The organism is Micromonospora sp. WMMD558, from assembly GCF_049315255.1.
Taxonomy (GTDB): Bacteria; Actinomycetota; Actinomycetes; order Mycobacteriales; family Micromonosporaceae; genus Micromonospora.
Genome location: NZ_CP186061.1, coordinates 1319176 through 1342037 on the forward strand (window position 1 = coordinate 1319176; position 22862 = coordinate 1342037).

Sequence of the window (22862 nt, forward strand, 5' to 3'; positions counted from 1 at the left end):
GTGAGCCCCGCAGCCGCGAACGAAAGGTGGCTCCGGTGATCGGCAACTGGCAGCTCGTCGTCGCGGTGGCCGCCGGGTCGGCGATCGGGCTCGGCGTCTTCCTGGTGGTCCGGGAACTCGTACCGGCGACCCCGGCGCTCGGACCCGCGCTGCGACGGCTGCACCAGCCGCCCGGCGCCCGCGCGGTCGCCCCGGCCGACCGGCGGCTGGAATGGCTGTCCGGCCTGGCCCGCTGGCTGCGGCCACCGCATCAGCAACTCGCCCTGCTCGACCGCACACCGGAGCAGTACGCCCTGTCGCTCCTGCTCTCCGCCCTGATCGGGCTCGCCGCACCGAGTCTGCTGAGCGTCGCCCTCGCCACCGTGGGCGTACGGCTGCCGGTGGCCGTACCGGTGCTGGGCAGTCTGGGCCTCGCCCTGGTGTGCGCGCTGCTCGCGCACCGGGCGGTGCTCGCGAAGGCGGACGCCGCCCGCGACGAGTTCCGGGCGGCCGTCTGCACGTACCTCGACCTGGTGGCGTTGCAGCTCTCCGCAGCGCACGGCCCGGTGCAGTCCCTGGAACGGGCGGCGGAGGTCTGCGACGGCTGGGTCTTCGACCGGATCCGGGAGTCGCTGCGGCTCGCCCAGCTCCAGATGCACTCCCCCTGGGACGAACTGCGGGAACTCGCCGACCGCATCGGTATCCCGGAACTCGGCGACGTGGGCGCGATCATGCGCTCGTCCGGCAGCGAGGGGGCACAGGTGCACGAGACCCTGCGCAGCCGCGCTGACTCCCTACGCGACCAGATCCGCACCGACAACCTGGCCCGGGCAGAGGGGGTGACCAGTCGGCTCGACATCCCGGGCGCCCTGCTCGTGTTCGTCCTGCTCGGTTTCGCCACGTACCCGTTCCTCGCCCGTCTCTGACGGCCACCCCGACAAGGAGCACCCGATGTCTCTGATCACGTACCTGCACGTCGCGCTGGTCGCGCGGCTCGCCGAGTTGCGCCGTGACGGCGAGCGGGGCGACAGCCCGGTCCCCACCGCCGTGATCATCTTCGGCTTGGTCGCCGCCGCGCTCACCGTCACCGCGCTGGTCGCGGCCCGTGCGCAGAACTGGATGAACGCCATTCCGACCGCGCCCTGATCGATGCGCCGAACGTTGCCGGCCGGTCGCCGGGCGGACGACACCGCCCGGCGATGCGGCATGCGCGCCGTCGCGGTCGACCCGCTCGGCGGTGGTGACCGGGGAGCCAGTCCGGTCGAGCTGGCCGTAGTCATGCCGGTGATCTTCGTGCTGCTCTTCGGGTCCATCCAGGTGGCCGCCTGGTTCGTCGCCCGGTCGACGGCGCTGAACGCCGCACAGAGCGCGGTCAACGCGCAGCGCGTCCACCAGGCCCCACCGGGGGCCGGCGAGGCCCGCGCGCGGCGGTTCCTGGCGGCGGCCGGCGGTTGGCTGGTCGGCTGGACGTCACCGGGCCCGAGCTGCGTGACCAGCGCGACCGACGTGACCTGCACGGTCAGCGGCCGCTCGCTCTCCGTCGTCCCCGGTGTGGACTTCCCGGTGCGCCAGAGCGCGCACGGGACCGTGGAACGGTGGACGACGCCGTGAGCCGCGAGCGTGGTTCCGTCTCGGTCGAGGTGGCGATCCTCGCGCCGGCCTTCATCGCGCTGCTCGTGCTGGCCGGCGTCGCGGGGCGTACCGCGGTGGCGGCCGAGGCCGTCGACGCCGCCGCCCACGACGCCGCGCGCGCCGCCTCCATCTCCCGGGACGCCGGCACCGCCCGCCGCGAGGCCCGGGAGGCGGCCGTCCGGCTGCTCGACTGGCGCCGGCTCAACTGCGCCGGTACGCCCACCCTCGCCTTCAGCGGCACCGTGAACGGACGGCCGACCAGCTTCGACGCGGCGTTCCACAGCCCGGTCGGCCAGGACGCCTCAGTCACCGTGCGGATCTCCTGCTCGGTCGACCTGTCCGACGTGCACCTGTCGGTGCTGCCCGGGATGCCCACCGGCAAGCGGGTGACGGCGAGCTTCACGTCACCGCTGGACCGCTACCGGAGCCGGGGATGAGCGCCAGCTCAGGACAGTGCCGCCGGGACGCCGAGGCCGCCCACCACGTTCAGCTCCTGGCCGGTGAACTCACCCGTCAGCATCGGCATCGCCCGCTCGATGGCGGCGCGGGTCTCCGGAAGCTGGAGGGACGCGGCGTGGTGCTCCCGGGACCGCCAGATCTCGCTGACGACGATCAGATCCGGGTCGGTCTCGGAGACGCCGACCGCGTAGAGGGAGCACCCGGCCGAGGCGACCTGGTCGGCGGCCTCGAGGAGGATCGCCACCACCTCCGCGCGACGCCCCGGCCTGGCCCGCATCGAGCCCACGTATCCGAACGCCATGACATCCCCCTCCCTCCGGCGGACCGGGCGCCCACCGGTACCGCCGAGCATGCCCCGGCCGTACGACACGCCCGGGGCGACTCCGGCCGCGTCAGCGTGTTCCTGGCGGTGACCGCGATCGGCATCTTGACGATCGTCGCGCTCGCCTTCGACGGGGCCGGGCAGCTGCGCTCGTTGCAGCGGGCCGACAACCTCGCCGCCGAGGCCGCCCGGGTCGGTGGCCAGTCGATCGACCGGGCCGCCGCGATCGAGGGCGGGCCGAAGCGGATCGACCAGCCGCAGGCCCGCCGTGCGGTGGCCGCCTACCTGACCGCCGCCGGCGCCACCAGCCACACGGTCAGCTTCCCCGTGGTCGACGGGGAGACCGTCGTCCGGGTCCGCGTCACCGTCACGTACCAGAGGTCCCTGCTCGGCCTCGTCGGCTTCGACGACACCGTCACCGTCTCCGGCGAGGCGACCGCCCGGGCGCTCACCGGCGCGCCGTAGGAAGGAAGGCAGCCATGGCCACACCGGCTCGTACCGTCGGACGGGTCCTCACCGGCTTCGGGGCGCTCGTCCTGCTCTGCGCGCTGCTGGTCGGGGCACCGGTGGCGCTGCTCGCGCTGGCCGGCAACCCGCTGCCCGACCAGGTGCCCACGCTCGCCGAGGTCGGCGCGGTGCTGACCAGCCGCGACGACGGGCAACTGTTCCTGCGGGCGCTCGCGCTGGCCGGCTGGGCGGGGTGGGCCACCTTCGCGCTGTCGGTCCTGGTCGAGCTGGGCGCGTTGGTGCTGCGCCGGCCGGCGCCCCGGCTGCCCGGGATGAGCCGGCAGCAGCGGGCCGCCGCCACGCTGGTCGGGTCCGTCGCGCTGATCCTGGCGGCCAGCCCGGCGGCGGCGAGCGCGGCGGCGGTCGCGGCGGGGCCACCGGCGCTCGCCACGCCGCCGACCGCCACGACGCTGGCAGCGCCGCACCACGCGACCGGGTCCACGGTTCGTGCGCTCGACCGCCCGGCGTTCGCCGCACCGACCGGCGTCGACCGTCCCGTGCTCGCCGCACCGGCCCTGGCCACGCCACACCAGGCGGCACGGATCACGCGGGAAGCGCTGGGCGCGTCGCCGGCCCGGGCCAGCACACCGACCACTCCCCGCGACCAGGCCGGCCGCGCGCCGGTCTACCGGGTGGCGAAGGGCGACCACCTCGGCTCGATCGCCGAGCGGTACCTGGACAGCTTCGGCGAGTACCGGACCCTCGCACGGATGAACCGGCTGGCCGACCCGGACCGGATCCACCCGGGACAGCTGCTGCGGCTGCCGGCCGAGGCCGAGGACCGGGGTGCCCGCCCGCACGCCACCGGCCGGCTGGTGGCCCGCCCGACCCCGCGGCCACCGGCGGCGCCCGTGCCGGCCCCGGAACGGCCGGCGCCGGACGAGCCGTCCGCCACGGCTCCGAGAGGCGGGCCGGCCGTGACGGTGGGCGCGGCCCGACCGGGCGACCCGGACCGGGTGAACCGACCGCTCGCCGTGTCGGCGATCCTGGCCGTGTCGAGCATCATCGGCGCGCAGATCGGCGCGGTTTTCGGCCTGCGCCGCCGCCCGGCCACCGTCCGGGTCGTAACGGGCCGGGGCGCGGCGACGGCCCGGCACCAGCGGGAGCTTCCGAGCGGACGGCACCGGAGGGACTGACGCCGCCGGCGGGGCCGATCATCCGCGCGTCCACTCCGCACAGCGCAAGATCGGATACGGCTCAGGGACGGTCGGACCGGCGTGTCGAGTCGGTGCGGCGTATCCGATCATGGGCGGCAACGGTCGGGCGGTGCCGCGTCACGGGAGGCGGGCCTCCAGGACTCCGTCCACCACCCGGGTGGGCAGGACGACCTGGTCGTTCGCGGACGGGCCGTGCACGACCTCGCCGCCGTTGAGGCGGAACGTGCTGCCGTGCCAGGGGCACACCACGCACGCGTGGCCGTCGATCTCCTGCACCTCACCCTCACCGAGCGGGCCGCTCTGGTGGGGGCAGCGCTCCAGCATCACGGTGACGTCGTCGCCGTGCCGGTACAGGATCACCGACACGTCGTCGATCTCGCGGGTGACCAGCGTGCGCTGTGGCAGCGCGGACATGTCCGCGATCGAGTGCCAGCCCTCGCTCATCCGGTGCAGCTCGGAGATGCTCTGGTTGACCTGGGCACCCTGCTTGTACGCGAGATGCCCGCCCACGTACGCGCCGACGCTCGCCGCGGTGAGGCCGAGCCAGCCGAGCGTACGGCCGAGCCGGTGGTTGCCGGCGAGCCGCGCGGCGACCGACCCGGCGTAGCAGGCGAGACCGATCGTGTTGGAGGCGGCGTGCAGGAGGCCGATCCGCCGCTGGTCCCGGGAGAGGGCCGCCCAGTCGTTGAGCCCGGCCACGGCGGCCGGCACCGCGCTGACCGTGCCGACGGCGCAGAGGGTGGTGGCGGCGCGTCGCTGACCCGGCATCAGGTCCAGCACCGCGGTGCTGATCCAGGCGCCGACCGGAACCTGCACCATCGCCGGGTGCAGCGGGTGGCCCAGCCAGACGCCGTGCAGGAGGTCGCGGACGCGTTGCGGGCGGAGGGTGGCCTGGACCGCCCGCTGGAGCGGGTCCCCGATCCGGTCCAGCCGGGACGTCTGCTCGATCTTGGTCAGTAGCGCTCGCACGGGGTATCCACTTCCCGGCGAAACGGGCCGTAAACCCCGTCCGGTCGGCAACCGGGTGACGCCGACCAGACGGCGGTCGTGGGCGGAGCGCACCGCCACGCGTCAACCCGCGGTCGCGCCCCAGCGGTCGACGTGGACGGCCTCGGCGAGCGGGCGCTTCCGCCGCCAGCCGTGGCGCTCCAGGTCGGGTACGGCCTCGAAATGGGTGACCGGGCCGAGGCAGAGCCACGCCACCGGCCGGATCCCGGCCGGGATGCCGAGCAGGCCGGCCAGCCACTCCTCCCGGTAGAAGGAGACCCACCCGACGCCGAGCCCTTCGGCGGTGGCGGCGAGCCAGAGGTTCTGGATGGCGAGGCAGGCGGAGTAGAGGCCGGTGTCGGCGATGGCGTGCCGGCCGAGCACCGCCGGCCCACCCCGTGAGTGGTCGTAGGTGACCACGACGGACAGGCTGGACTCCAGCACACCGTCGATCTTGATCCGGGCGAACCGCTCGGCCGCCGCTCCGTCCAGCGTCGCCGCGAACACCTCCCGCTCGGCGCTGACGTGGTCGTGGAAGCGCCGGCGCAGCTCCGGGTCGCGGACGACGACGAAGTCCCACGGCTGCGAGTAGCCGACGCTCGGCGCGGCGTGCGCCGCCGTGAGCACCCGGTGCAGCACGTCGTCGGGCACCGGCGCCCCGGTGAACTGCGCCCGCACGTCCCGGCGGCGGTGGATGACGTCGTACAGGTCCATGGGCAGGCTCCGCTACGCTCGCCCGCTCTCGCGGGGCACTCCGCAAGATCGTGCACCAGGATGGCACCTGGCGCGCCGGCACCGCCGGGGGCATGCTGTGCCGATGGGTGTACGCGTCGAGCACGCCGGAGCGGTGACCACGGTGATCCTGGACCGGCCGGACGCGCGCAACGCCGTCGACGGTCCCACCGCCCGGGCCCTGGCCGACGCGTTCCGCGCCTTCGACGCCGACCCGGAGGCGGCGGTGGCCGTGCTGTGGGGCGCCGGCGGCACGTTCTGCGCCGGGGCGGACCTGAAGGCGATCGGCACCCCGCGCGGCAACCGCGTCGAGCCGGACGGGGACGGCCCGATGGGCCCGACCCGGATGGCGCTGTCCAAGCCGGTGATCGCGGCGATCTCCGGGTACGCGGTCGCCGGCGGCCTCGAACTGGCGCTCTGGTGCGACCTGCGGGTCGCCGAGTCCGACACGGTGCTCGGGGTCCTCTGCCGGCGGTGGGGCGTACCGCTGATCGACGGCGGCACGGTCCGGCTGCCGAGGCTGATCGGCGAGAGCCGGGCGATGGACCTGATCCTCACCGGCCGGCCGGTGCCGGCCGACGAGGCGTACGCGATGGGGTTGGTGAACCGGCTGGTCGCGCCGGGTGAGGCCCGGACGGCGGCCGAGCGGCTCGCGGCGGAGATCGCCCGGCACCCGCAGACCTGCCTGCGTAACGACCGGGCGTCGGTGCTGGCGACCGCGGCGCTTGCGGAGCCCGAAGCCCTGGCGGCCGAGCTGCGGTACGGCATGGACTCGCTGGCCACCGACGCGTTGGCGGGGGCGGCCCGGTTCGCGGCCGGGGCCGGCCGGCACGGCGCACCGGCTACCTGAGCTCGCGCAGCGCCTCCGAGATGGCGCGGTGGAACGTCGGGTACGCGTAGATCATGTGGCGGAGCTGGGCCAGCGGTACCGCCGCGTGCACGGCGACCGCCAGCGCGGACAGCACCTCGCCGCCGGCCGGCCCGACCGACGTGCCGCCGACCAGCACCCCCTGGTCCGCGTCGGCGATCAGCTTGACGAAGCCGTCGGCGCGGTGGATCCAGCCGCGCGTCGACGAGCCGAGCTGCGCCGTTCCGACCTGGACGTTGATCCCCCGCTGCCGGGCCTGCTGCTCGGTGAGCCCGACCGCGCCGACCTCCGGGTCGGTGAAGGTGACCCGGGGCAGCGCCCGGTAGTCGGCTCGCGGAACCGTCCCGGCCGAGCCGCTCGAACCGCTCACGGCGTGGGTGCTCGCCGCGCCCATCGCGCCGCCCGTCACACTGGCGGTGCCGCTGGCGTCCGGCGTGCTGCCGGCCCGCCGGAAGTGGTCGAGCAGGTCGGCGACGACGATGCCGGCCTGGTACATGGCGACGTGGGTGAAGGCGCCCTCGCCGGTGACGTCGCCGACCGCCCAGATCCCGTCGGTGACCCGCAGGCGGTCGTCGACCGCCAGGTAACGCTGGTCCGCCCGGACGCCGACGCTGTCCAGGCCCAGTTCGTCGAGGTGCGCCCGGCGGCCGGTCACGACCAGCAGCCGGTCGGCGGTGTACGCGGTCCCGCCCGCGTGCAGCGTGAACCGCCGCCCGTCGTGGTCGACGCGCTCGGCGGTCACTCCGGTGTGGATCTTCACGCCGTCGGCCCGCAGCGCGGCGGCGGCCGCCTCGGACGCCTCGGGCTCCTCGACGGCGAGCACCCGGTCCAGCGCCTCGACGACGGTGACCCGGACGCCGAACCGGGCGAAGACCTGCGCCAGCTCCAGCCCGATCGCGCCGCCGCCGAGCACCAGCAGCGACTCCGGCAGCTCCTCGACCTCGATCGCCTGGTGGTTCGTCCAGTACGGGGTGTCCGCCAGCCCGTCGACCGGCGGAACGGACGGGCGGGTGCCGGTGCCGAGCACGACCCCGTGCCGGGCCTGGAAGACCTGGTCGCCGACCCGGACCCGGCCAGGACCGTCGAGCCGCCCGCTGCCGCGGACGAACCGGCCGCCCTTCCCGACGAACCGGTCCACGGCCGCGCGGTCGTCCCAGGTGTCGGTGGCCTCCTCGCGGATCCGCTTCGCCACCGGCGCCCAGTCGGGGCGGACCTGCGCCGTCCCGGCGAGGCCGTCGACACGCCGCGCCTCGGCGATCGCGTTGGCCGCCCGGATCATCATCTTGCTCGGGATGCACCCCCAGTACGGGCACTCGCCCCCGACCAGGCTCCGCTCGACGCCGACGACGCTCAGCCCGGCCTCGGCGAGCCGGCCGGCGACCTCCTCCCCGCCGACGCCGAGCCCGACAACGACCACGTCCACGATCTGCGGCTCCGCCATCCCGTCAGCATTCCGCACCGACTGCCGGCCCAACCAGCACCCACCGGGGGAATTCCCGGTTCCGTAACCTCCGGGCGGCGTCGCTGACGGATACCGGACGGCGGCGGGCGGATCCTCGAGGTCACCGTCTGGCGGTGACCCGGGTCAGCGCAGCCAGACCGGGTCGCTGCCCGGGGCCGACAGCGGCGGCGGGTAGTCGAGGGTCCGGCGTACCTCGTCGGGCAGCCGCCACGGCTGGTGCACCGCCCCGCCGCCCACCGCCGCCAGCTCGGGGACCCACCGCCGGACGTACGCGCCGTCCGGGTCGTACCGCTGCGCCTGCCGGACCGGGTTGAAGCTCCGGTACGGCCGGGTGTCGTTGCCGGTGCCGGCCACCCACTGCCAGTTGCCGGAGTTGTTCGCGACGTCCCCGTCGAGCAGCCAGCGGAAGAAGACCGCGACGCCGGGACGCCAGTCCAGCCCGAGGCTCCTGGTCAGGTAGCCGGCGGTGACGAGCCGGGCCCGGTTGTGCATCCAGCCCTGCGCCCGCAGCTGCCGCATACCGGCGTCCACGACGGGCACCCCCGTCCGTCCCTCGGTCCAGGCCGCGAGGGCGTCGTCGTCGTACCGCCAGTCCTCGGCGGCCCCGCGCCGGTACGCCCTCGCGCCGATGTCGGGGAACGCGCCGGTGACCTGGTAGTAGAAGTCCCGCCAGCAGATCTGCCGGACGAACGGCGAGCCGCGGTCACCGGCCGCGTTCGCCACGGCGAGCGGAGACAGGCAACCCCAGCGCAGGTACGGGCTGAGCCGCGAGGTGCCGTCCCCGGCCAGGTCGTCGTGCAGGTCGTCGTAGCGGGGCAGGGTGGGCAGCCACCGGGACAACCGGCGCCGCGCCTCGTCCTCGCCACCGGGTACGGCGTCGGGCGACTCTCCGGCCGGCGGCGCCGGCAGCCGTCCGACCCGTACCCCCGCGGGGAGGCTGACCCGGCGGGGCGCCGCCAGTTCCGCCCGCCACCGGTGGCCGCTCCACGCCCGGTGGTACGGGCTGAAGACCCGGTAGTGGTCGCCGCCGCCGGGCGTCAACGCACCCGGCTCGACGACGGTCAGGCCGGGGAAGGTCCGCAGCGCGACCCGGTGCCGCCGGCAGTCGTCGCGCAGCCGGCGTTCGCGGCGGCGGGCGTACCGGCTGACGTCGGCGGAGAGGGCGATCCCCGCCGCGCCCACCTCCTCGGCCAGCTTCACCGTCTCGACGACCGGGTCGCCGTGCCGGACCACGAGGTCCCCGCCCCGCTTCCGCAGCGCCTCGCGCAGGGCGGCGAGGCTCTGGTGCAGGAAGCGGGTCCGGTTCGGCGAGCGGCCGGCCAGCGCCGGGTCGAGCACGTACAGCGGCACCACCCGGTCGAAGGCGGCGCAGGTGGTCGCCAGCGCCGGGTGGTCGTGCACCCGCAGGTCGCGGGTGAAGAGCACGATCGCGGTACGCGACGTCACCGGACCGGCGGGCCGGGAACCGTGACCGGGGTGCCGGTCGGGGTGAGCAGGGCGCGGGCGGCCACCGCCAGCCGGCGTCGCCCCGGCACGACGGCCCGGCGGGCGAAGACGTCGAAGTCCTGGGCGGCCACCTCGCCGAGGATCCCGCCGTAGAGCGCGTACGCGGTGCGGATGCAGGCCTGCGAGGCGGGGGCGAGCATCGTGACGCCCGGCGCGGCGGCGGCGTAGTGCTCCTGGGCGCGGGTGACCTCGTACCGGACGAGTTCGCGGATCGGCTCGGTGGCGCGTCCGGCCGCGCGGGCGGCGAGCAGGTCGTCGCGGGTGACCCCGAAGCGCGCCAGGTCCTCGTCGGGCAGGTACGTGCGACCACGGTCGAGGTCCTCGGCGACGTCCCGGATGAAGTTCGTCAGCTGGAAGGCGAAACCGAGCTGGCGGGCCGGCTCCCGGGCCGCCACCGGGTCGGAGCTGCCCAGGATCGGCAGCATCATCGTGCCGATGACCGCCGCCGAACCCTCCATGTAGTCGAGCAGGTGGTCGTAGGTGCGGTACGAGTGGACGGTCAGGTCCATCGCCATGCTCTTCAGGAACGACGCGAAGTCGTCCCGGTCGAGATCGAAGACGGCGATGGTGTGCAGGACGGCGGGGAGCAGTGGGTCGTCGACCGGCTCGCCGTGCAGGCCGGCGACGAACCGGCCGCCCCAGTCGTCGAGGCGGGCGGCCCGCTCGGCCGGGCGCAGGTCCTCGGTGCGGTCAACGATCTCGTCCGCGTAGCGCGTGAATCCGTACAGCGCATGAACATGCCGCCGTTTCCAGGCGGGAAGCAACCGGGTGGCGAGATAGTAGGTACGACCGTGACGTCGGTGCAGGTCACGGCAACGGTCATAGGCAGCGGTGAGATTCGTGTCCACCGGCCCCTCCCTCCTATCGACGCACCAATCGACGCAACTCGTAACTCTAGGGTACGCTCGCCCACATGGCTAACGACGCAGTTGCGGGCGACGCGCTCCGTGCACCGCCGGCACGCCCGGCGGTGCGGGACGACCCGATCCGCGCGGTCCCGGCCGCGTACACAGAGGACCTGGTCACGGGGGTGGACGACACTCTCGCCGCCTTCCTCGCCGCCGAGGTCGACGCGCTGACCGAAATCGACGCGGCGATGGGCGGGTTCGCCGCGACCGCGCGCGACTGCGTCCTGGCCGGTGGCAAGCGGGTGCGCCCGACGTTCGCGTACTGGGGCTGGCGCGGCGTGGTCGGCGTCGCCGAGCCGACGGCACCCGTGCTGCCGGCGCTCGCCGCGCTGGAGCTGCTGCACACGTTCGCGCTGGTGCACGACGACGTGATGGACGCGTCCGCGACCCGGCGCGGCCGGCCAGCCGCGCACGTGGTGGTCGCCGCGCAGCACGCCGCCGCCGGCCACCGCGGCGACTCCGGCCGGTTCGGCGAGGCGGTCGCGGTGCTGATCGGCGACCTCTGCATGGTCTGGGCCGACCGGCTGCTCTCCCACACCGCCCTGCCGCCGGCACGCCTGCTCGACGTCCGGCGCTGCTACGACCAGATGCGCGTGGAGACGGTGGCCGGGCAGTACCTGGACGTCCTCGGCGAGAACGACGCGGCGAACTGGTCGGTGGACCGGGCGCTGCGGGTCGCCCGGTACAAGACCGCGAGCTACACCGTGCAGCGGCCGCTGCTCTTCGGCGCGGCGCTGGCGGGTGGCGACGTCGACGGGCCGCTGATCGCCGCGTACACCCGCTACGGGCTGGCCGTCGGCGAGGCGTTCCAGCTCCGCGACGACCTGCTCGGCGTCTACGGCGACTCGGCGACCACCGGGAAGCCGGCCGGCGACGACCTGCGCACCGGGAAGCCGACCGCGCTGCTCATGCTGGCCCGCCACCTGGCCGGCCCGGCGCAGCGCCGCGCGCTCGACCGGATCGGCGCCGGCACCGGCGACGGTGAGATCGCGCGGCTGGCGGAACTGGTCGCCGACACCGGTGCAGTCGACCGCGTCGAGCGGATGATCTCCGACCGGGTCGCCGAGGCGCTGGCCGCCCTCGACAACCCGTCGATCGACCGGACCGCGCGCACCGCGCTGACCGGCCTCGCCGTCGCCACGACGAACCGGCGGGCATGATGGGCAACTTCGCACAAGGAGGTGGTCGCGGCGTGCGCACCGTGAACGGGCGTACCGACCGGGTCGTGGTCGTCGGCGCCGGTCTCGGCGGGCTGGCGTGCGCGCTGCACCTGGCCGGCAGCGGCCGGCAGGTGACGGTGCTCGAACGCGAGCCGGCGCCCGGCGGCCGGGCCGGTCGGCTCACCGTCGACGGGTACGAGTTCGACACCGGCCCCACCGTGCTCACCATGCCCGACCTGATCGCCGAGGCGCTCGGCGCGGTCGGCGAGGAACTGGACGACTGGCTGGACCTGACCCCGCTCGACCCCGCGTACCGGGCGTACTACCCGGACGGCTCGACCCTCGACGTCATCACCGACACCACCCGGATGGCCGCCGAGATCGCGAAGGTCTGCGGGCCCCGCGAGGCCGACGGCTACCTGCGCTTCGTGGACTACGCGCGTGACCTGTGGCGGCTGGAGCGGGCCGACTTCATCGAGCGCAACCTCGACGCGCCGACCGACCTGCTCACCGGCAACCTGCTCAAACTGCTCGCCAACGGCGCGTTCCGCCGGCTCCAGACGAAGATCAACCAGTTCTTCCGGGACCCGCGCACCCAACGGATCTTCTCGTTCCAGGCGATGTACGCCGGGCTCGCCCCGCACGACGCGCTGGCCATCTACGCGGTCATCGCGTACCTCGACTCCGTGGCCGGGGTGTACTTCCCGCGCGGCGGCATCCACGCGGTCTCCCGCGCGATGGCCGGCGCGGCCGAGAAGCACGGCGTGCAGTTCCGGTACGGCACCACGGTCACCCGAGTGGAGACGGCCGGTGACCGCGCCACCGGCGTGCGCACCGCGGAGGGCGAGTTCGTCCCGGCGGACGTGGTGGTGCTCAACCCCGACCTGCCGGTCGCGTACCGGGACCTGCTCCCGCCGGCCCGGCCGCGCCGGCTGACCTACTCGCCGTCCTGCGTGGTCCTGCACGTCGGGTCGACGCGGGATTATGGGAAGATCGCTCACCACAACATCCATTTCGGGCGGTCGTGGCGGGGCACCTTCGACGAGGTCATCCGGCGCGGTGACCTGATGAGCGACCCGTCGCTGCTGGTCACCAACCCCAGCCGGACCGATCCGTCGGTGGCGCCGGCCGGCCGGCACACCTACTACGTGCTGGCGCCGGTGCCCAACCTCGACCGGGCGCCGCTCGACTGGCGGGGTGGCCTCGCCGACCGCTACGCCGACCGGCTGGTGGGGACGCTGGAGGAGCGCGGCTACGTGGGCTTCGGGGACGGCATCGAGGTGCTGCGGACGATCACCCCCGCCGAATGGGCGGCGCAGGGCATGGCCGCCGGCACCCCGTTCGCCTCCGCGCACAGCCTCTTCCAGACCGGCCCGTTCCGCCCGTCCAACCTGCACCGCGGCCTGGGCAACGTGGTCTTCGTCGGCTCCGGCACACAACCCGGCGTCGGCGTGCCGATGGTGCTGATCTCCGGCAAGCTCGCCGCCGCCCGCGTGACGGGAAGCCGCCGGTGACCGCCCGCGAAGCCCACCAGGTCGAGCTGGTGGACGACGCCGGTCGGGCGACCGGTCGGACCACCGTGTCCGCCGCGCACCAGCCGCCGGGGAAGCTGCACCGGGCCTTCTCGGTGCTGCTCGTCGACCCGGCGGGCCGGGTGCTGCTCCAGCGCCGCGCGGCGGTGAAGACCCGCTTCCCCCTGCGGTGGGGCAACTCCTGCTGCGGGCACCCGGGTCCCGGTGAGTCCCTGACCGTCGCCGCCAACCGGCGGCTCGCCGAGGAGCTGGGCGTCGGCCCGGTCGAACTGACCGAGGTCGGGGTGTACGTCTACTACGCCGAGGACCCGGCGACCGGCCGGGTCGAGTTCGAGTACGACCACGTCCTGCGTGGTGTCCTCCCACCGGACACCCCCCTGCACCCGGACCCGGACGAGGTCGCCGAGCTGCGCTGGGTGGACCCCGTCGAGCTGGAAGCCGACCTCGACGCCGACCCGTACGCGTACGCCCCCTGGTTGGGCGGGGTGGTGAACCGCCTCCTGTATCCCGCCGGTCCGGCCGGTTCCGCCGCGCTCCAGCCGGGCGCCTCTGACGCCGCGGAGCGGTCGGGTGGCGGATGAGGCGCTGAGCGCGGGGGCCGTCGCCCGGCGGCTGGGAGTCGCCGTGACGACGCTGCGTACCTGGCACCAGCGATACGGGCTCGGGCCCAGCGAGCACGTCCCGGGGCACCACCGCCGGTACACGCCGGCCGACCTCGCGCGCCTGGAGATCATGCGGCGGCTCACCGCCGAGGGGATCGCCCCGGCCGAGGCTGCCCGCTGGGCCCGCCAGGCGCCCGGCGCCGTGCCGAGTGCCCGCGCGGCCCGCACCCGCGACGGGGGTGGCACCATCCCGGTGGGGCGTGCCGGTCCGGCGGCCCGCGGGTTGGCTCGCGCCGCCATGCGGCTGGACTCGGTCGTCATCAACGAAACGATCGCCCGCACCATCCAGGTCGAGGGGGTCGTCGCCACCTGGGACGGGCTCCTGCGTCCCGTCCTCGTCGGGATCGGCGAACGGCACGCCGCCACGGCCGCACTCATCGAGGTCGAGCACCTCGTGTCCCGGTGCGTCTCGGAGGTGCTGGCCGCGGTCGCCCGCGCCCACGCGCCCGGCGGTCCACCCCGCATCCTGCTCTCCTGCGCCGACGAGGAGCAGCACAGCCTGCCGCTGGAGGCGCTCGGCGCGGCGCTGGCCGAGGCCGGCGTCGCGTACCGGATGCTCGGCGCCCGGGTGCCGGTGGAGGCGCTACTCGAGGCGGTCAACCGGACCGGGCCGGCCGCCGTGGTGATCTGGTCGCACACCCGCGACACCGCCGGCCCCGAGCAGCTCACCGCGTTGCTCGCGGCGCCCCGCCGGCCACTGCTGGTGCTCGCCGCCGGGCCCGGGTGGCGGGCCGAGACGCTGCCGGCGGGGGTCGTCCGGCCGGTCGGCCTCGCCGAGGCGGTCTCGCTCGCGGTGGCCGTCCGAGACTCACTGGACCAGTCGACCAGGGAATAGTCCCACGTCCCGCCCGGCGTCGACGAGGGGCGACCCGGGCCGCGCTCACGCGCTGTGACGTGATCGGTGCGCGACTGTGACGCAGGCCGCTCAGGGGTGTCCGGTGCCGGGAACCGTCACGTAGCCTCCGGGAGGTCCGCCGACCCGCCACCCCCCCTCGGAGCGAACGATGCGCCTACGCGCTCTCCTCGCGTCCGGTCTGGCCCTGGTCGTCCTCAGCGGCGGCTGCGGCGACGGCACCGGACGGCTGCGGGCCGTCACCGGCCCCAGCCCCGTCGCCTCCGGCACCCTTCCCGCCGAGCCGGCACCGACCGCGACACCCCGACCGACCCGCAAGCCCCCCGCGGCCCGGCCCCTGCGTCCGCTGCCGACCACGCTGCCCGCCGGGCTCCAGCGCACCACCGGTGTCAGCGGCGTCGCGCTGACCTTCGACGACGGCCCGGACCCGGTCTGGACCCCCCAGGTGCTCGACCGGCTGCGCGCCGCCCGCGTCACCGCCACCTTCTGCGTGGTGGGTACGCAGGTCCGCCGTCACCCGGACCTGGTCCGCCGCATCGTCGAGGAAGGCCACCAGCTCTGCAACCACAGCTGGAACCACGACGTCGACCTGGGCCGGCGGCCGGTCGCCGAGATCCGGGCCGACCTCCTCCGTACCCAGCGCGCGATCCGGGCGGCGGTCCCCACGGCACGGGTGCCCTTCTATCGCCAGCCGGGCGGACGGTGGACACCCGAGGTCGTGCAGGTCGCCAAGCAGCTCGGGATGCGTTCACTCCACTGGACCGTGGATCCGCAGGACTGGGGGAAGCCGCCGGCGGAGAAGATCAGCGAGCGGGTGCACACCGCCGCCCGGCCCGGCGCGGTCGTCCTGCTGCACGACGGAGGCGGCGACCGGGGCGCAACCCTGGCCGCCTGCTCCCGGATGATCGCCGACCTGAAGACCCGGTACGGGATCATCCGACTCCGCTAGAACGGGTCTGAGCTGCGGTTCCGCGGTCCGCTGCGGCTCCGGCCATACCGGTTTGGTCGACCGGCGGGGCATCACGTATGCTTTCCAAGCCTCCGGCGGGGCCGGATGGGAGCAAGTCCGCTTGAAGTTGCGAGTGTGCAATGATGGCGGGGCCGCCCTCATCGTCTAGCGGCCCAGGACGCCGCCCTTTCAAGGCGGTAGCACGGGTTCGAATCCCGTTGGGGGCACGGTTCGGCTTCGGCCGGGCAAGCTAGGTCCTGTGGAGCAGTCGGAGTGCTCGCCGCCCTGTCAAGGCGGAGGTCGCGGGTTCAAGTCCCGTCAGGACCGCCAGCGCTGACGCCGCGCCATCACGCGCGGCGTTCTGCGTATCGGAGCATGTGACCCTGTTCGGCGGAGACCACGGCGGCCGGGTAGCATGAGCCGAGCACGGCCAGGTAGCTCAGTTGGTACGAGCGTCCGACTGAAAATCGGAAGGTCGGCGGTTCGACCCCGCCCCTGGCCACATAGCCTTTCGCCGGGCTAAACCAGCGCCGACCAGCGAAAACGCCGGTCGGCGCTGGTGCTTGTGCTACACGACAACAGAAGCCAGCTTGACTGAGGTAGTCCGCTGTTGACCCCTGGTTGCCGTTGCTAGTTGCACGTTGGCTGCACGGCCAAGCGGGCAAGGGAACCGGAGGAGTCCCGTCATGACGGAGTGGCGACGGCTATCAGCCAGACGTGGCGTGTCGTCCGATGACGGACCGTACGAGGGAACTCCTTCCCACCTCCGCGCCTCACTCGATCACTGGCTGAAAAGCGCCATGACGGCCATTACGGTGACAGCCGGAACGCGCCACCGCACACTCAACGGCAACATCATCCGGCGGGTGGCGCTGGCCGTGCGACTGCCGCTCAGGAGCAACGTCCCCACGAGCACCCTCATGGCTGATTTCCTCCACAGTTGTCACTCAGCCGACGATCGGTACCTAGACGCACTGGATGCGGCCCTCTATATGGCACCCCATGCAGACGCATCGGAGCTTGCGCGGATCTTGGAGGAAGGCGGCTCAGTCTGGACGCTCCGGGGCGACCGCAAGGGACTTGAGCGTCGTGTTGATCCTGCGGCTACTCAGGCGTTCGAACAGGCGACGGATCCGGACGATCTTGCAAGTGCGGAGCTGGGCCAAGCGTGGTCGCGGGCTTTCGGACGGGATGCGGACGCGTCTGACGCGTGGGATCACGCCATCAAGGCGGTTGAAGCCATCCTTGCGCCGATCGTCGTGCCAGCTCAGGACAAGCCGCAGATTGGCCATGTGCTGGGCCAGCTTCGCAGCCAGAGCGACCGTTGGCGACTGGCAGTTCCGGGGCCAGAGCAGAATCACAGCATCGACCCGCTGGTCACGATGCTCCAGACCATCTGGCCGAACCCCGACCGTCACGCGGCTGGCAATCCTCGGACGCCATCTTTGGCTGAGGCGCAGGCTGTGCTGCACCTCGCAGTGACGATCGTTCAGTGGGGGCGATCCGGAGCTATCGCTCGGGCCTGAGGCACCGCAGACCGCCCCTCGCGCCTACTGCCATCCCGTCTGCCGCCGACCCACACACCGTGGAGCGGACCAGGGCCAGGGTGACAAGGTGGAGCGCCCTACCGGACGAACGACCTTGGCGCCCTGGCCCTGGTCTGCTCGGCTCTGCCTGGGTCGGCGGCTGGCGGGATGGCATCCCACCACCCACGAACCGGAACCGTTCGGCAACTCCATCTCGGAGTCGTCTGGCCCCCGCCGGAGGCATGCCCTTCAATTGGCCGGCGCGCCGGCCGATGCCGGCGCTTGCGCCGCCAGCAGGCCGAGCGCGACCGGCGCGGCCCGCTTGCGGGCCGCCTTGATCCTAAAGAGGTGAATTCGGCAACGGCACGCGTTCTTGCCAGCTAGAGGTGCCATGCACCTGCCGTAGGCTCTGGCGGTGATGGCAGGTTTGGGGATGCGACAGCCGACGCTGGGGGCCGCGATGGCCAGCTTGACGGCGATACCGGATGAAGCGGTTGAGCACGGTGAGGTCTTCACCCGGCGCTGGATCGTCGACCTGATCCTTGACGTCGCCGGCTATCGGCCGGAACTCGATCTTGCCTCCCTGACCGCCGTTGAACCGGCCTGCGGTACCGGCGCCTTCCTTGGTCCAATGGTTGCTCGCCTCAGTGCCTCATGCCGGCAGCACGGCCAGTCGCTCTCGGGAGCAGCGAACGCGATTCGCGCCTACGACTTGCTTGCGCGGAACGTCGAAGCTAGTCGGCGTCTGGTCGAGAAGGTCCTCTTGGACGACGGATGGCCGAGCGAGGACGCTCTTGCCGCCGCTGATGCCTGGGTCCAGCAGGGCGACTACCTCCTAGACCCCTGCGACGACGAGACGGTCGACTTTGTTCTAGGTAACCCGCCATACATTCGGCTGGAAGACGTGCCGAGCGATCGGATGGCTGCATATCGCGCGGCCTGCTCAGTGATGGTCGGGCGGGCAGACGTGTACGTCGGATTCTTCGAGGTCGGGCTCCGATCGTTGAGACAAGGCGGGGTGCTGGGCTTCATCTGCGCCGATCGTTGGATGCGGAACCAGTACGGGCGCCAGCTGCGTCAGCTAATCAGCGATGGATACAGCGTCGACGCCACGATCACAATGCACGACGTTGACGCCTTCGAGGAACAGGTGTCCGCCTACCCTGCTATTTCAATCTTGCGGAGAGCCGAGCAGGGGGCAGCGGTGGTAGCAGACACGAGCGGTTCCTTCGGTCCCCGCGATGCTGCCGCGGTTCTTGCATGGATGCGGCAGGAGACTGCGGCGCCGGTTGTGAGCGATAGCTACGAGATTGCTCGGCTGCCCCACTGGTTCGCGGGCTTGGACTCGTGGCCGGCTGGCTCTCCTGCCCGCCTCGCGTTGATCGAGGATCTAAACGATCGCTTCCCGCTGCTAGAGGACGAGGCAACCGGCACGCGCGTGGGAATCGGCGTGGCTACTGGTGCGGACGGCGTTTTCGTAACCACCGGCGCTGAGGTGGAGCCGGACCGTCTTCTGCCACTTTCGATGGTCAAGGACACGTTGTCTGGGCATCTGAACTGGTCCGGGCACTACTTGGTCAACCCGTGGGATAGCTCTGGCCGATTGGTTGACCTCGACGCGCATCCTCGGCTGCGGGCCTACTTCGGGCAGCATGCCGCTGCCCTCAAGAAGCGGCATGTAGCCGGGAAGCAGCCGGCAAACTGGTACCGCACGATCGACAAGGTCGATCACATGTTGACTGGCCGGGCCAAACTGCTGTTTCCGGACATGAAGCTGACGATCCATCCCGTGCTTGACGAGGGCCACCTCTACCCGCATCACAACCTGTACTACATCGTGTCGGATGCCTGGGATCTACGAGTGCTCGGGGGCCTGCTGCTGTCCGCAGTGGCTCAAGCCTTCATCGAGGCATACGCGGTGAAGATGCGCGGCGGGACCCTCCGCTTCCAAGCGCAGTACCTGCGCCGCATCCGGGTCCCTCGCTTCGAAACCATCTCAGAGCGGGACCGCGCGCTGCTCTCCGATGCGTTCGACCGGAGAGACCGCGCGGCGGCAACGAGAATTGCAGAACGTGTGTATGGGATCGAGCAGAGGCTACCCATCTAGCTCGCTAAGCTAGTCGAGCATGCTGCGGACGAGATTGACGCGTCCCTGGACTGCGACCTGAAAGCTTCTCCCGCTCGCGGTGACAAGCGGCTCTGCGTATGAAACTCCATCTCCGTGCCACTGCGTTGTGATAAACCATCCCGCTTGGTATACGTTATCGCCAACGAAACGCGAGATCATTTCCTGGTATCGCTGATTCGGGGACATGCCGATAAACGTCTGATCAACGGGGAAGAGGGACCTGAGATCTCTTCCCGCCCTCTCTGTTTCTTCGGTTTCCTCTAGGACGAAAACATACCCTAGCCACGGAGGAACCTCGCCAAAGGCGAAATTCTTTGTCTGAGCTGCCCAGGTGTCGGTACTTGTTCCGAGAGCTTCCTCGAAGCGGTTGTTGATGTTCTTGGCAACGCTGCCGACCTGTGACTTAAACTCCAGCGCCGCGACTAAGCTGCCCTTGTATTGGACGGCCATATCCCAACGCTTTCGGGCACGGTAGTAACCTGGGAGGTAGGGCTCGTAGACGATAGAGCTCGCAGGCATCCCAGCATCGACAAAGATGTCTGCTACGAGGTCCCTTACTCCGTTCATGTGGGCTCCGCTGCGGGCTTCACCTCCGGTCGTCCCCTCCTGCTTGGACCTTTGACTGAGCCGGCTCTCCCAAAAAGCTTGGACTGCGGCTTGGGTAGCGTCGTGTGGCTCGTCGCCGGGGTACAGGCTCAAGGATGCTCTCCTAGGTCAGACAACTCGTGAGCGAGAGATCCAAGATCTTAACGCCGCGACGCCGCACGTGTGATCCCACGCACTGGTCTTTTGGTGGGAGGATCGATCGGCCGTTCAAGAGTGTCTATCCGCTCGTGCGGGTCATCAGGAACCGAGCAAGCTCCCCCATGCCCCTGGCACCTTCGGCGGTAGCGTCCGCACCTGCTTGCAGTAGCGGGCCAGCCTTGCCCGGCTTGTTGGCGAACCCGATGGTTCGCACTCCAGCGGCGCGTCCGCCTCTGATGTCGGAAACGGAGTCGCCCACGAGGACGCACCTGGCGGGGTCGGTGGCTACCGCCAGTACCGCGCGCTGGATCGGTACCGGGTTCGGCTTCATCAGAGTCGGGTCGGCATGCGCCCGGCCAACGATGGCCATGACGTATCGGGTGAGTCGATGAGCGATCAGGTAACGCTCGATGGCGGCGGCCGAGTTGTTGCTGACGATCGCGATGGGTCGGCTGGCCTCGTAGGCGGCGACGATGACCTCCCGTGCATAGGGAGTCGGCTTGGCGCCGTCGACTGCGGCCAGCTCTGCGCGGCACAACTCGTCCTCGACTCGCTCCACCAATGTTGGTGTGCCGACGGTCGCGGTGAAGCGGAGCACTTCGAGCGGGTCGCCAACGGCTCTGATCTGCTCGGGTATCTCGACGCCTTGCTTTTCGATAGCGCGGCGTAGCTCGGCTGCGACGGTGGAGTCCGTGAGGGTGGCGAAGACGGCGCAGACTGGCCCGTCGAAGTCGAGCAGGATCGGCCCGGTGTCGTTGAGGACCTGGGCGACGCTGTATCGCGGGTTCATGGCGTGTAGTCGTGCGCGATGGTTGACCACATGGAGTCAAACCAGGTCCGGGCCTGGTTTACGTATTGGGACGCGTCGGAAGCCTCGTCGTCGCTGACGGCCCGGTGGAAGAGGATTGCGTCCTTGCCCATCGGGTCGTAGATGGCTGTGGGCTGGCCTTTGATCATGACGGTGTGCTCTACGACCGGGTAGAAGCCGAAGAAGGCTTCCTCGCCGTTGAGGATGTAGAGCTTGAATAGCGGCGCTGCGCGGTGCACGCGCACCTCTGCTGAGGCGTCTTTGACCAAGCCGAGGTCTCCGAGTTCGCGCACTGCCTCGAAGATGGCGTCCGTGTGCCGACGGGTGATCCGTTCGGCGCGCTCGCGCACGCCGGGATCGTCGGTCTGCGTCTCGGCCAGGCACGGCAGGGCCATGGGCTCTCTCGTGTCCGGGAGCAGGATGCGAACGGTGACGGACTCGGGCGTGAGTAGCCCGGCCCGGATCTTGTCGAGCGGCTCGGTCAGTACTCCGTGGAGGGTCTCACCGGAGAAGCCGGCGAATTCGATCGTGACGTGGGCGCGCTCGAAGGCCGCCTCGACATGGGGCCGGAGTCCTACCGGGCGCTCGGTTTGTGCGCGGACGAATGCGCCGCTGCCCTGACGGGTGACGATCAGACGCTCGTCGCGCAGGATGCGCAGCGCGGTCTTGACCGTCTCTCGGGCGACGTTGTAGCGCTCGGCTAGGTCGTTCTGCGACGGCAGTCGCTCGCCTGGCTCGAACTTGCGGGTACGAATCGCAGCTCGCAGAACGTTGGCGATCTGCTGCGACGGGGGCCTGGGGTCGTCCGGGTCCAGCCCGGCCAGGGTTTCCAGCTCGCTGGTCATGCAGGTCAGAGTAACTGCTGACTAGCCAAGCTAGACCAATCAGCATCCAACTCTTGACCTGGCTAGCCAGGCTGGCCTACCTTGGGTCCTACGCGATTTGGCTAGCCAAGTCGCATCCCGAGGCCGGTGGAGTGCCGGCGGGCAGAGCTGGAGGTAGGGCAATGGCTGTCCCGAACACGATCAAGGTTCCGGTTCCGTTCGATTACGTCTTCCCGCAGGGTGCGCTGTGCCTGGGTGTGGAGGCGGTGACGGACTTCGACAAGCGCGGCCAGGGCGATGACCAGGCGCGTGACAAGGACACCGGTGAGCGGCTGTGGGTGGTCAAGGTTCTGGACCTGGACCCGGAGGCCGGGAAGTTCGGCGGGTCGAAGGAGGTCAAGGTGAAGATCGCCGCTCCGGTGCAGCCGGTGCCGCCGCCGTCGAAGATCCCCGGCTACCCGCCGGCGGTCACCTTCACCGACGTGACGCTCACCCCGTACGTCGACAGCCAGCGGTGCAAGGGCTCGGGGAAGTGCCGGGCGCGTCAGGCGTGGTCGATCCGCGCGGGCGCCATGACCGAGCCGGCCGCCGTGAAGCAGGCGGCCTGATTCAGACCTGGACGCGCGGGGCGGGACTCGCCCGCCAAGACAACTCCCGCCCCGCGCCTCACCCGATCACCTTGGAAGGAGTTGGGCTGATGCCCACGCTAGCTGACGCTGCCCGCATCGCCGGGAACCCGCGCCTTGCCCCGTACCGTCGCACCCACCGCCGCACCGTGATGCGCTTGGCTGGTCCTGGTATCCGGGCCGCCCGCGAGGTCTACACCACCATCCCGTCCGACGCGATCCGCGTCGCCGCCCTGGTCGAGATCTCCGCCGCCGCCGCAGCCCTCGCGCGGACGGTGGTCAAGCTGCGCCACCTCGACCCGGACCTGATCGCCCCGCACGTGTCCGACCGCGTCGACCTCCGCGCGGTGCTCGGTCGGGGCCGGTGGTTGCCGACCATGACCCGCCACGTCCCCGCCCCGCAGACCGGCCCGGTCGACCTGGCCGTCCTTGCCCCGGCTCGGATGCCGGTGCGTCGTCGGGTGGTTCGCCGTCGTCCCGGCACGCCGGGCCAAGGCTCCCTGTTCGCCACCGCTGTCGGGGAGGGCTGAG

24 protein-coding genes, 3 tRNA genes and 2 pseudogenes are annotated in these 22862 nt (G+C 71.9%); 19 read left to right on the plus strand and 10 right to left on the minus strand.

What is annotated here, in order from left to right:
* Positions 1-38: 38 nt before the first annotated feature.
* Genes ACN26Y_RS06360 through ACN26Y_RS06375 form a run of 4 tightly spaced genes read left to right on the plus strand, consistent with a single transcriptional unit; the run spans position 39 to position 2048 of the window.
* Positions 39-905 (plus strand): type II secretion system F family protein, encoded by an 867-nt coding sequence (locus tag ACN26Y_RS06360; protein WP_155333958.1) that lies wholly within the window; start codon positions 39-41, stop codon positions 903-905.
* A gap of 25 nt (positions 906-930) precedes the next feature.
* Complete coding sequence (locus ACN26Y_RS06365) at positions 931-1125, plus strand: hypothetical protein (RefSeq protein ID WP_155329395.1); 195 nt, start codon at positions 931-933, stop codon at positions 1123-1125.
* A 60-nt stretch (positions 1126-1185) separates the two neighbouring features.
* Positions 1186-1590 carry a TadE/TadG family type IV pilus assembly protein gene (locus tag ACN26Y_RS06370; RefSeq protein ID WP_155329396.1) on the plus strand — a complete coding sequence of 135 codons (405 nt, stop codon included), beginning with the start codon at positions 1186-1188 and terminating at the stop codon, positions 1588-1590.
* Positions 1575-2048 (plus strand): TadE/TadG family type IV pilus assembly protein, encoded by a 474-nt coding sequence (locus ACN26Y_RS06375; protein ID WP_155329397.1) that lies wholly within the window; start codon positions 1575-1577, stop codon positions 2046-2048. The genes ACN26Y_RS06370 and ACN26Y_RS06375 overlap by 16 nt, the downstream gene beginning before the upstream one ends.
* Before the next feature lie 8 nt (positions 2049-2056).
* On the opposite strand, the gene ACN26Y_RS06380 is transcribed toward ACN26Y_RS06375, so the two are convergent.
* Entirely contained in the window at positions 2057-2371 is a 315-nt protein-coding gene (locus ACN26Y_RS06380) for a putative quinol monooxygenase (RefSeq protein ID WP_155329398.1), read from the minus strand.
* A gap of 96 nt (positions 2372-2467) precedes the next feature.
* Here ACN26Y_RS06380 and ACN26Y_RS06385 point away from each other — a divergent pair, with 96 nt between their 5' ends.
* Positions 2468-2857: a hypothetical protein gene (locus ACN26Y_RS06385; protein WP_155329399.1), complete on the plus strand. Its 390-nt coding sequence runs from the start codon at positions 2468-2470 to the stop codon at positions 2855-2857.
* Positions 2858-2871: 14 nt separating this feature from the next.
* Positions 2872-4035 carry a LysM peptidoglycan-binding domain-containing protein gene (locus ACN26Y_RS06390; protein WP_155329400.1) on the plus strand — a complete coding sequence of 388 codons (1164 nt, stop codon included), beginning with the start codon at positions 2872-2874 and terminating at the stop codon, positions 4033-4035.
* A 138-nt stretch (positions 4036-4173) separates the two neighbouring features.
* Here the strand turns inward: ACN26Y_RS06390 and ACN26Y_RS06395 are convergent, their stop codons facing one another.
* Both ACN26Y_RS06395 and bluB read right to left on the minus strand, forming a co-directional pair.
* Positions 4174-5025 carry a Rieske 2Fe-2S domain-containing protein gene (locus ACN26Y_RS06395; RefSeq protein ID WP_155329401.1) on the minus strand — a complete coding sequence of 284 codons (852 nt, stop codon included), beginning with the start codon at positions 5023-5025 and terminating at the stop codon, positions 4174-4176.
* Between the two features lie 102 nt (positions 5026-5127).
* Entirely contained in the window at positions 5128-5757 is a 630-nt protein-coding gene (gene bluB / locus ACN26Y_RS06400) for a 5,6-dimethylbenzimidazole synthase (RefSeq protein ID WP_155329402.1), read from the minus strand.
* A gap of 103 nt (positions 5758-5860) precedes the next feature.
* Here bluB and ACN26Y_RS06405 point away from each other — a divergent pair, with 103 nt between their 5' ends.
* Positions 5861-6625 carry a crotonase/enoyl-CoA hydratase family protein gene (locus tag ACN26Y_RS06405; RefSeq protein ID WP_155329403.1) on the plus strand — a complete coding sequence of 255 codons (765 nt, stop codon included), beginning with the start codon at positions 5861-5863 and terminating at the stop codon, positions 6623-6625.
* Here ACN26Y_RS06405 and ACN26Y_RS06410 read toward each other — a convergent pair.
* From ACN26Y_RS06410 to ACN26Y_RS06425, 4 genes and pseudogenes are all read right to left on the minus strand, one after another.
* Positions 6618-6989, minus strand: a pseudogene (locus ACN26Y_RS06410) (NAD(P)/FAD-dependent oxidoreductase); the annotation flags it as partial. The gene ACN26Y_RS06405 and the pseudogene ACN26Y_RS06410 overlap by 8 nt on opposite strands.
* Before the next feature lie 89 nt (positions 6990-7078).
* Positions 7079-8084, minus strand: a pseudogene (locus tag ACN26Y_RS06415) (FAD-dependent oxidoreductase); the annotation flags it as partial.
* A 144-nt stretch (positions 8085-8228) separates the two neighbouring features.
* The gene (locus tag ACN26Y_RS06420; protein ID WP_155329405.1) at positions 8229-9551 is read right to left on the minus strand and encodes a cryptochrome/photolyase family protein; all 1323 of its coding nucleotides are present in this window, start codon (positions 9549-9551) and stop codon (positions 8229-8231) included.
* On the minus strand, positions 9548-10459 hold the full coding sequence (locus ACN26Y_RS06425) for a phytoene/squalene synthase family protein (RefSeq protein ID WP_155329406.1): 912 nt from the start codon (positions 10457-10459) through the stop codon (positions 9548-9550). The genes ACN26Y_RS06420 and ACN26Y_RS06425 overlap by 4 nt, the downstream gene beginning before the upstream one ends.
* Positions 10460-10524: 65 nt before the next feature.
* On the opposite strand from ACN26Y_RS06425, the gene ACN26Y_RS06430 reads away from it, so the two are divergent.
* The 10 genes from ACN26Y_RS06430 (at position 10525) to ACN26Y_RS06475 (ending at position 19308) form a co-directional block, all read left to right on the plus strand.
* Positions 10525-11679: a polyprenyl synthetase family protein gene (locus ACN26Y_RS06430; RefSeq protein ID WP_155329407.1), complete on the plus strand. Its 1155-nt coding sequence runs from the start codon at positions 10525-10527 to the stop codon at positions 11677-11679.
* 32 nt (positions 11680-11711) lie between these two features.
* Positions 11712-13193 (plus strand): phytoene desaturase family protein, encoded by a 1482-nt coding sequence (gene crtI, locus ACN26Y_RS06435; RefSeq protein ID WP_422734464.1) that lies wholly within the window; start codon positions 11712-11714, stop codon positions 13191-13193.
* Complete coding sequence (idi, locus tag ACN26Y_RS06440) at positions 13190-13792, plus strand: isopentenyl-diphosphate Delta-isomerase (RefSeq protein ID WP_155329409.1); 603 nt, start codon at positions 13190-13192, stop codon at positions 13790-13792. Before crtI ends, idi begins: the two co-directional genes overlap by 4 nt.
* Complete coding sequence (locus ACN26Y_RS06445) at positions 13782-14708, plus strand: MerR family transcriptional regulator (protein ID WP_155329410.1); 927 nt, start codon at positions 13782-13784, stop codon at positions 14706-14708. Before idi ends, ACN26Y_RS06445 begins: the two co-directional genes overlap by 11 nt.
* Positions 14709-14877: 169 nt before the next feature.
* Positions 14878-15675, plus strand: a complete 798-nt coding sequence (locus ACN26Y_RS06450) for a polysaccharide deacetylase family protein (protein ID WP_155329411.1) — start codon at positions 14878-14880, stop codon at positions 15673-15675.
* Between the two features lie 154 nt (positions 15676-15829).
* Positions 15830-15902, plus strand: a tRNA-Glu gene (locus tag ACN26Y_RS06455).
* Between the two features lie 26 nt (positions 15903-15928).
* Positions 15929-16005: transfer RNA gene (locus ACN26Y_RS06460), tRNA-Asp, on the plus strand.
* 98 nt (positions 16006-16103) lie between these two features.
* Positions 16104-16177: transfer RNA gene (locus tag ACN26Y_RS06465), tRNA-Phe, on the plus strand.
* Positions 16178-16361: 184 nt separating this feature from the next.
* Positions 16362-17201, plus strand: a complete 840-nt coding sequence (locus ACN26Y_RS06470; protein ID WP_422734465.1) for a hypothetical protein — start codon at positions 16362-16364, stop codon at positions 17199-17201.
* Between the two features lie 418 nt (positions 17202-17619).
* Positions 17620-19308: an Eco57I restriction-modification methylase domain-containing protein gene (locus ACN26Y_RS06475; protein ID WP_422734905.1), complete on the plus strand. Its 1689-nt coding sequence runs from the start codon at positions 17620-17622 to the stop codon at positions 19306-19308.
* A 9-nt stretch (positions 19309-19317) separates the two neighbouring features.
* Here ACN26Y_RS06475 and ACN26Y_RS06480 read toward each other — a convergent pair whose 3' ends face one another.
* The 3 genes from ACN26Y_RS06480 to ACN26Y_RS06490 all read right to left on the minus strand — a co-directional run bounded on the left by ACN26Y_RS06480 (position 19318) and on the right by ACN26Y_RS06490 (position 21726).
* Entirely contained in the window at positions 19318-20028 is a 711-nt protein-coding gene (locus ACN26Y_RS06480) for a PaeR7I family type II restriction endonuclease (RefSeq protein WP_422734466.1), read from the minus strand.
* Between the two features lie 124 nt (positions 20029-20152).
* Entirely contained in the window at positions 20153-20863 is a 711-nt protein-coding gene (locus tag ACN26Y_RS06485) for an HAD family hydrolase (protein WP_422734467.1), read from the minus strand.
* Positions 20860-21726: a GntR family transcriptional regulator gene (locus ACN26Y_RS06490; protein WP_422734468.1), complete on the minus strand. Its 867-nt coding sequence runs from the start codon at positions 21724-21726 to the stop codon at positions 20860-20862. Before ACN26Y_RS06490 ends, ACN26Y_RS06485 begins: the two co-directional genes overlap by 4 nt.
* Before the next feature lie 161 nt (positions 21727-21887).
* On the opposite strand from ACN26Y_RS06490, the gene ACN26Y_RS06495 reads away from it, so the two are divergent.
* Positions 21888-22313: a hypothetical protein gene (locus ACN26Y_RS06495; RefSeq protein ID WP_422734469.1), complete on the plus strand. Its 426-nt coding sequence runs from the start codon at positions 21888-21890 to the stop codon at positions 22311-22313.
* A 176-nt stretch (positions 22314-22489) separates the two neighbouring features.
* On the plus strand, positions 22490-22861 hold the full coding sequence (locus ACN26Y_RS06500; RefSeq protein ID WP_422734470.1) for a hypothetical protein: 372 nt from the start codon (positions 22490-22492) through the stop codon (positions 22859-22861).
* Position 22862 lies beyond the last annotated feature (1 nt).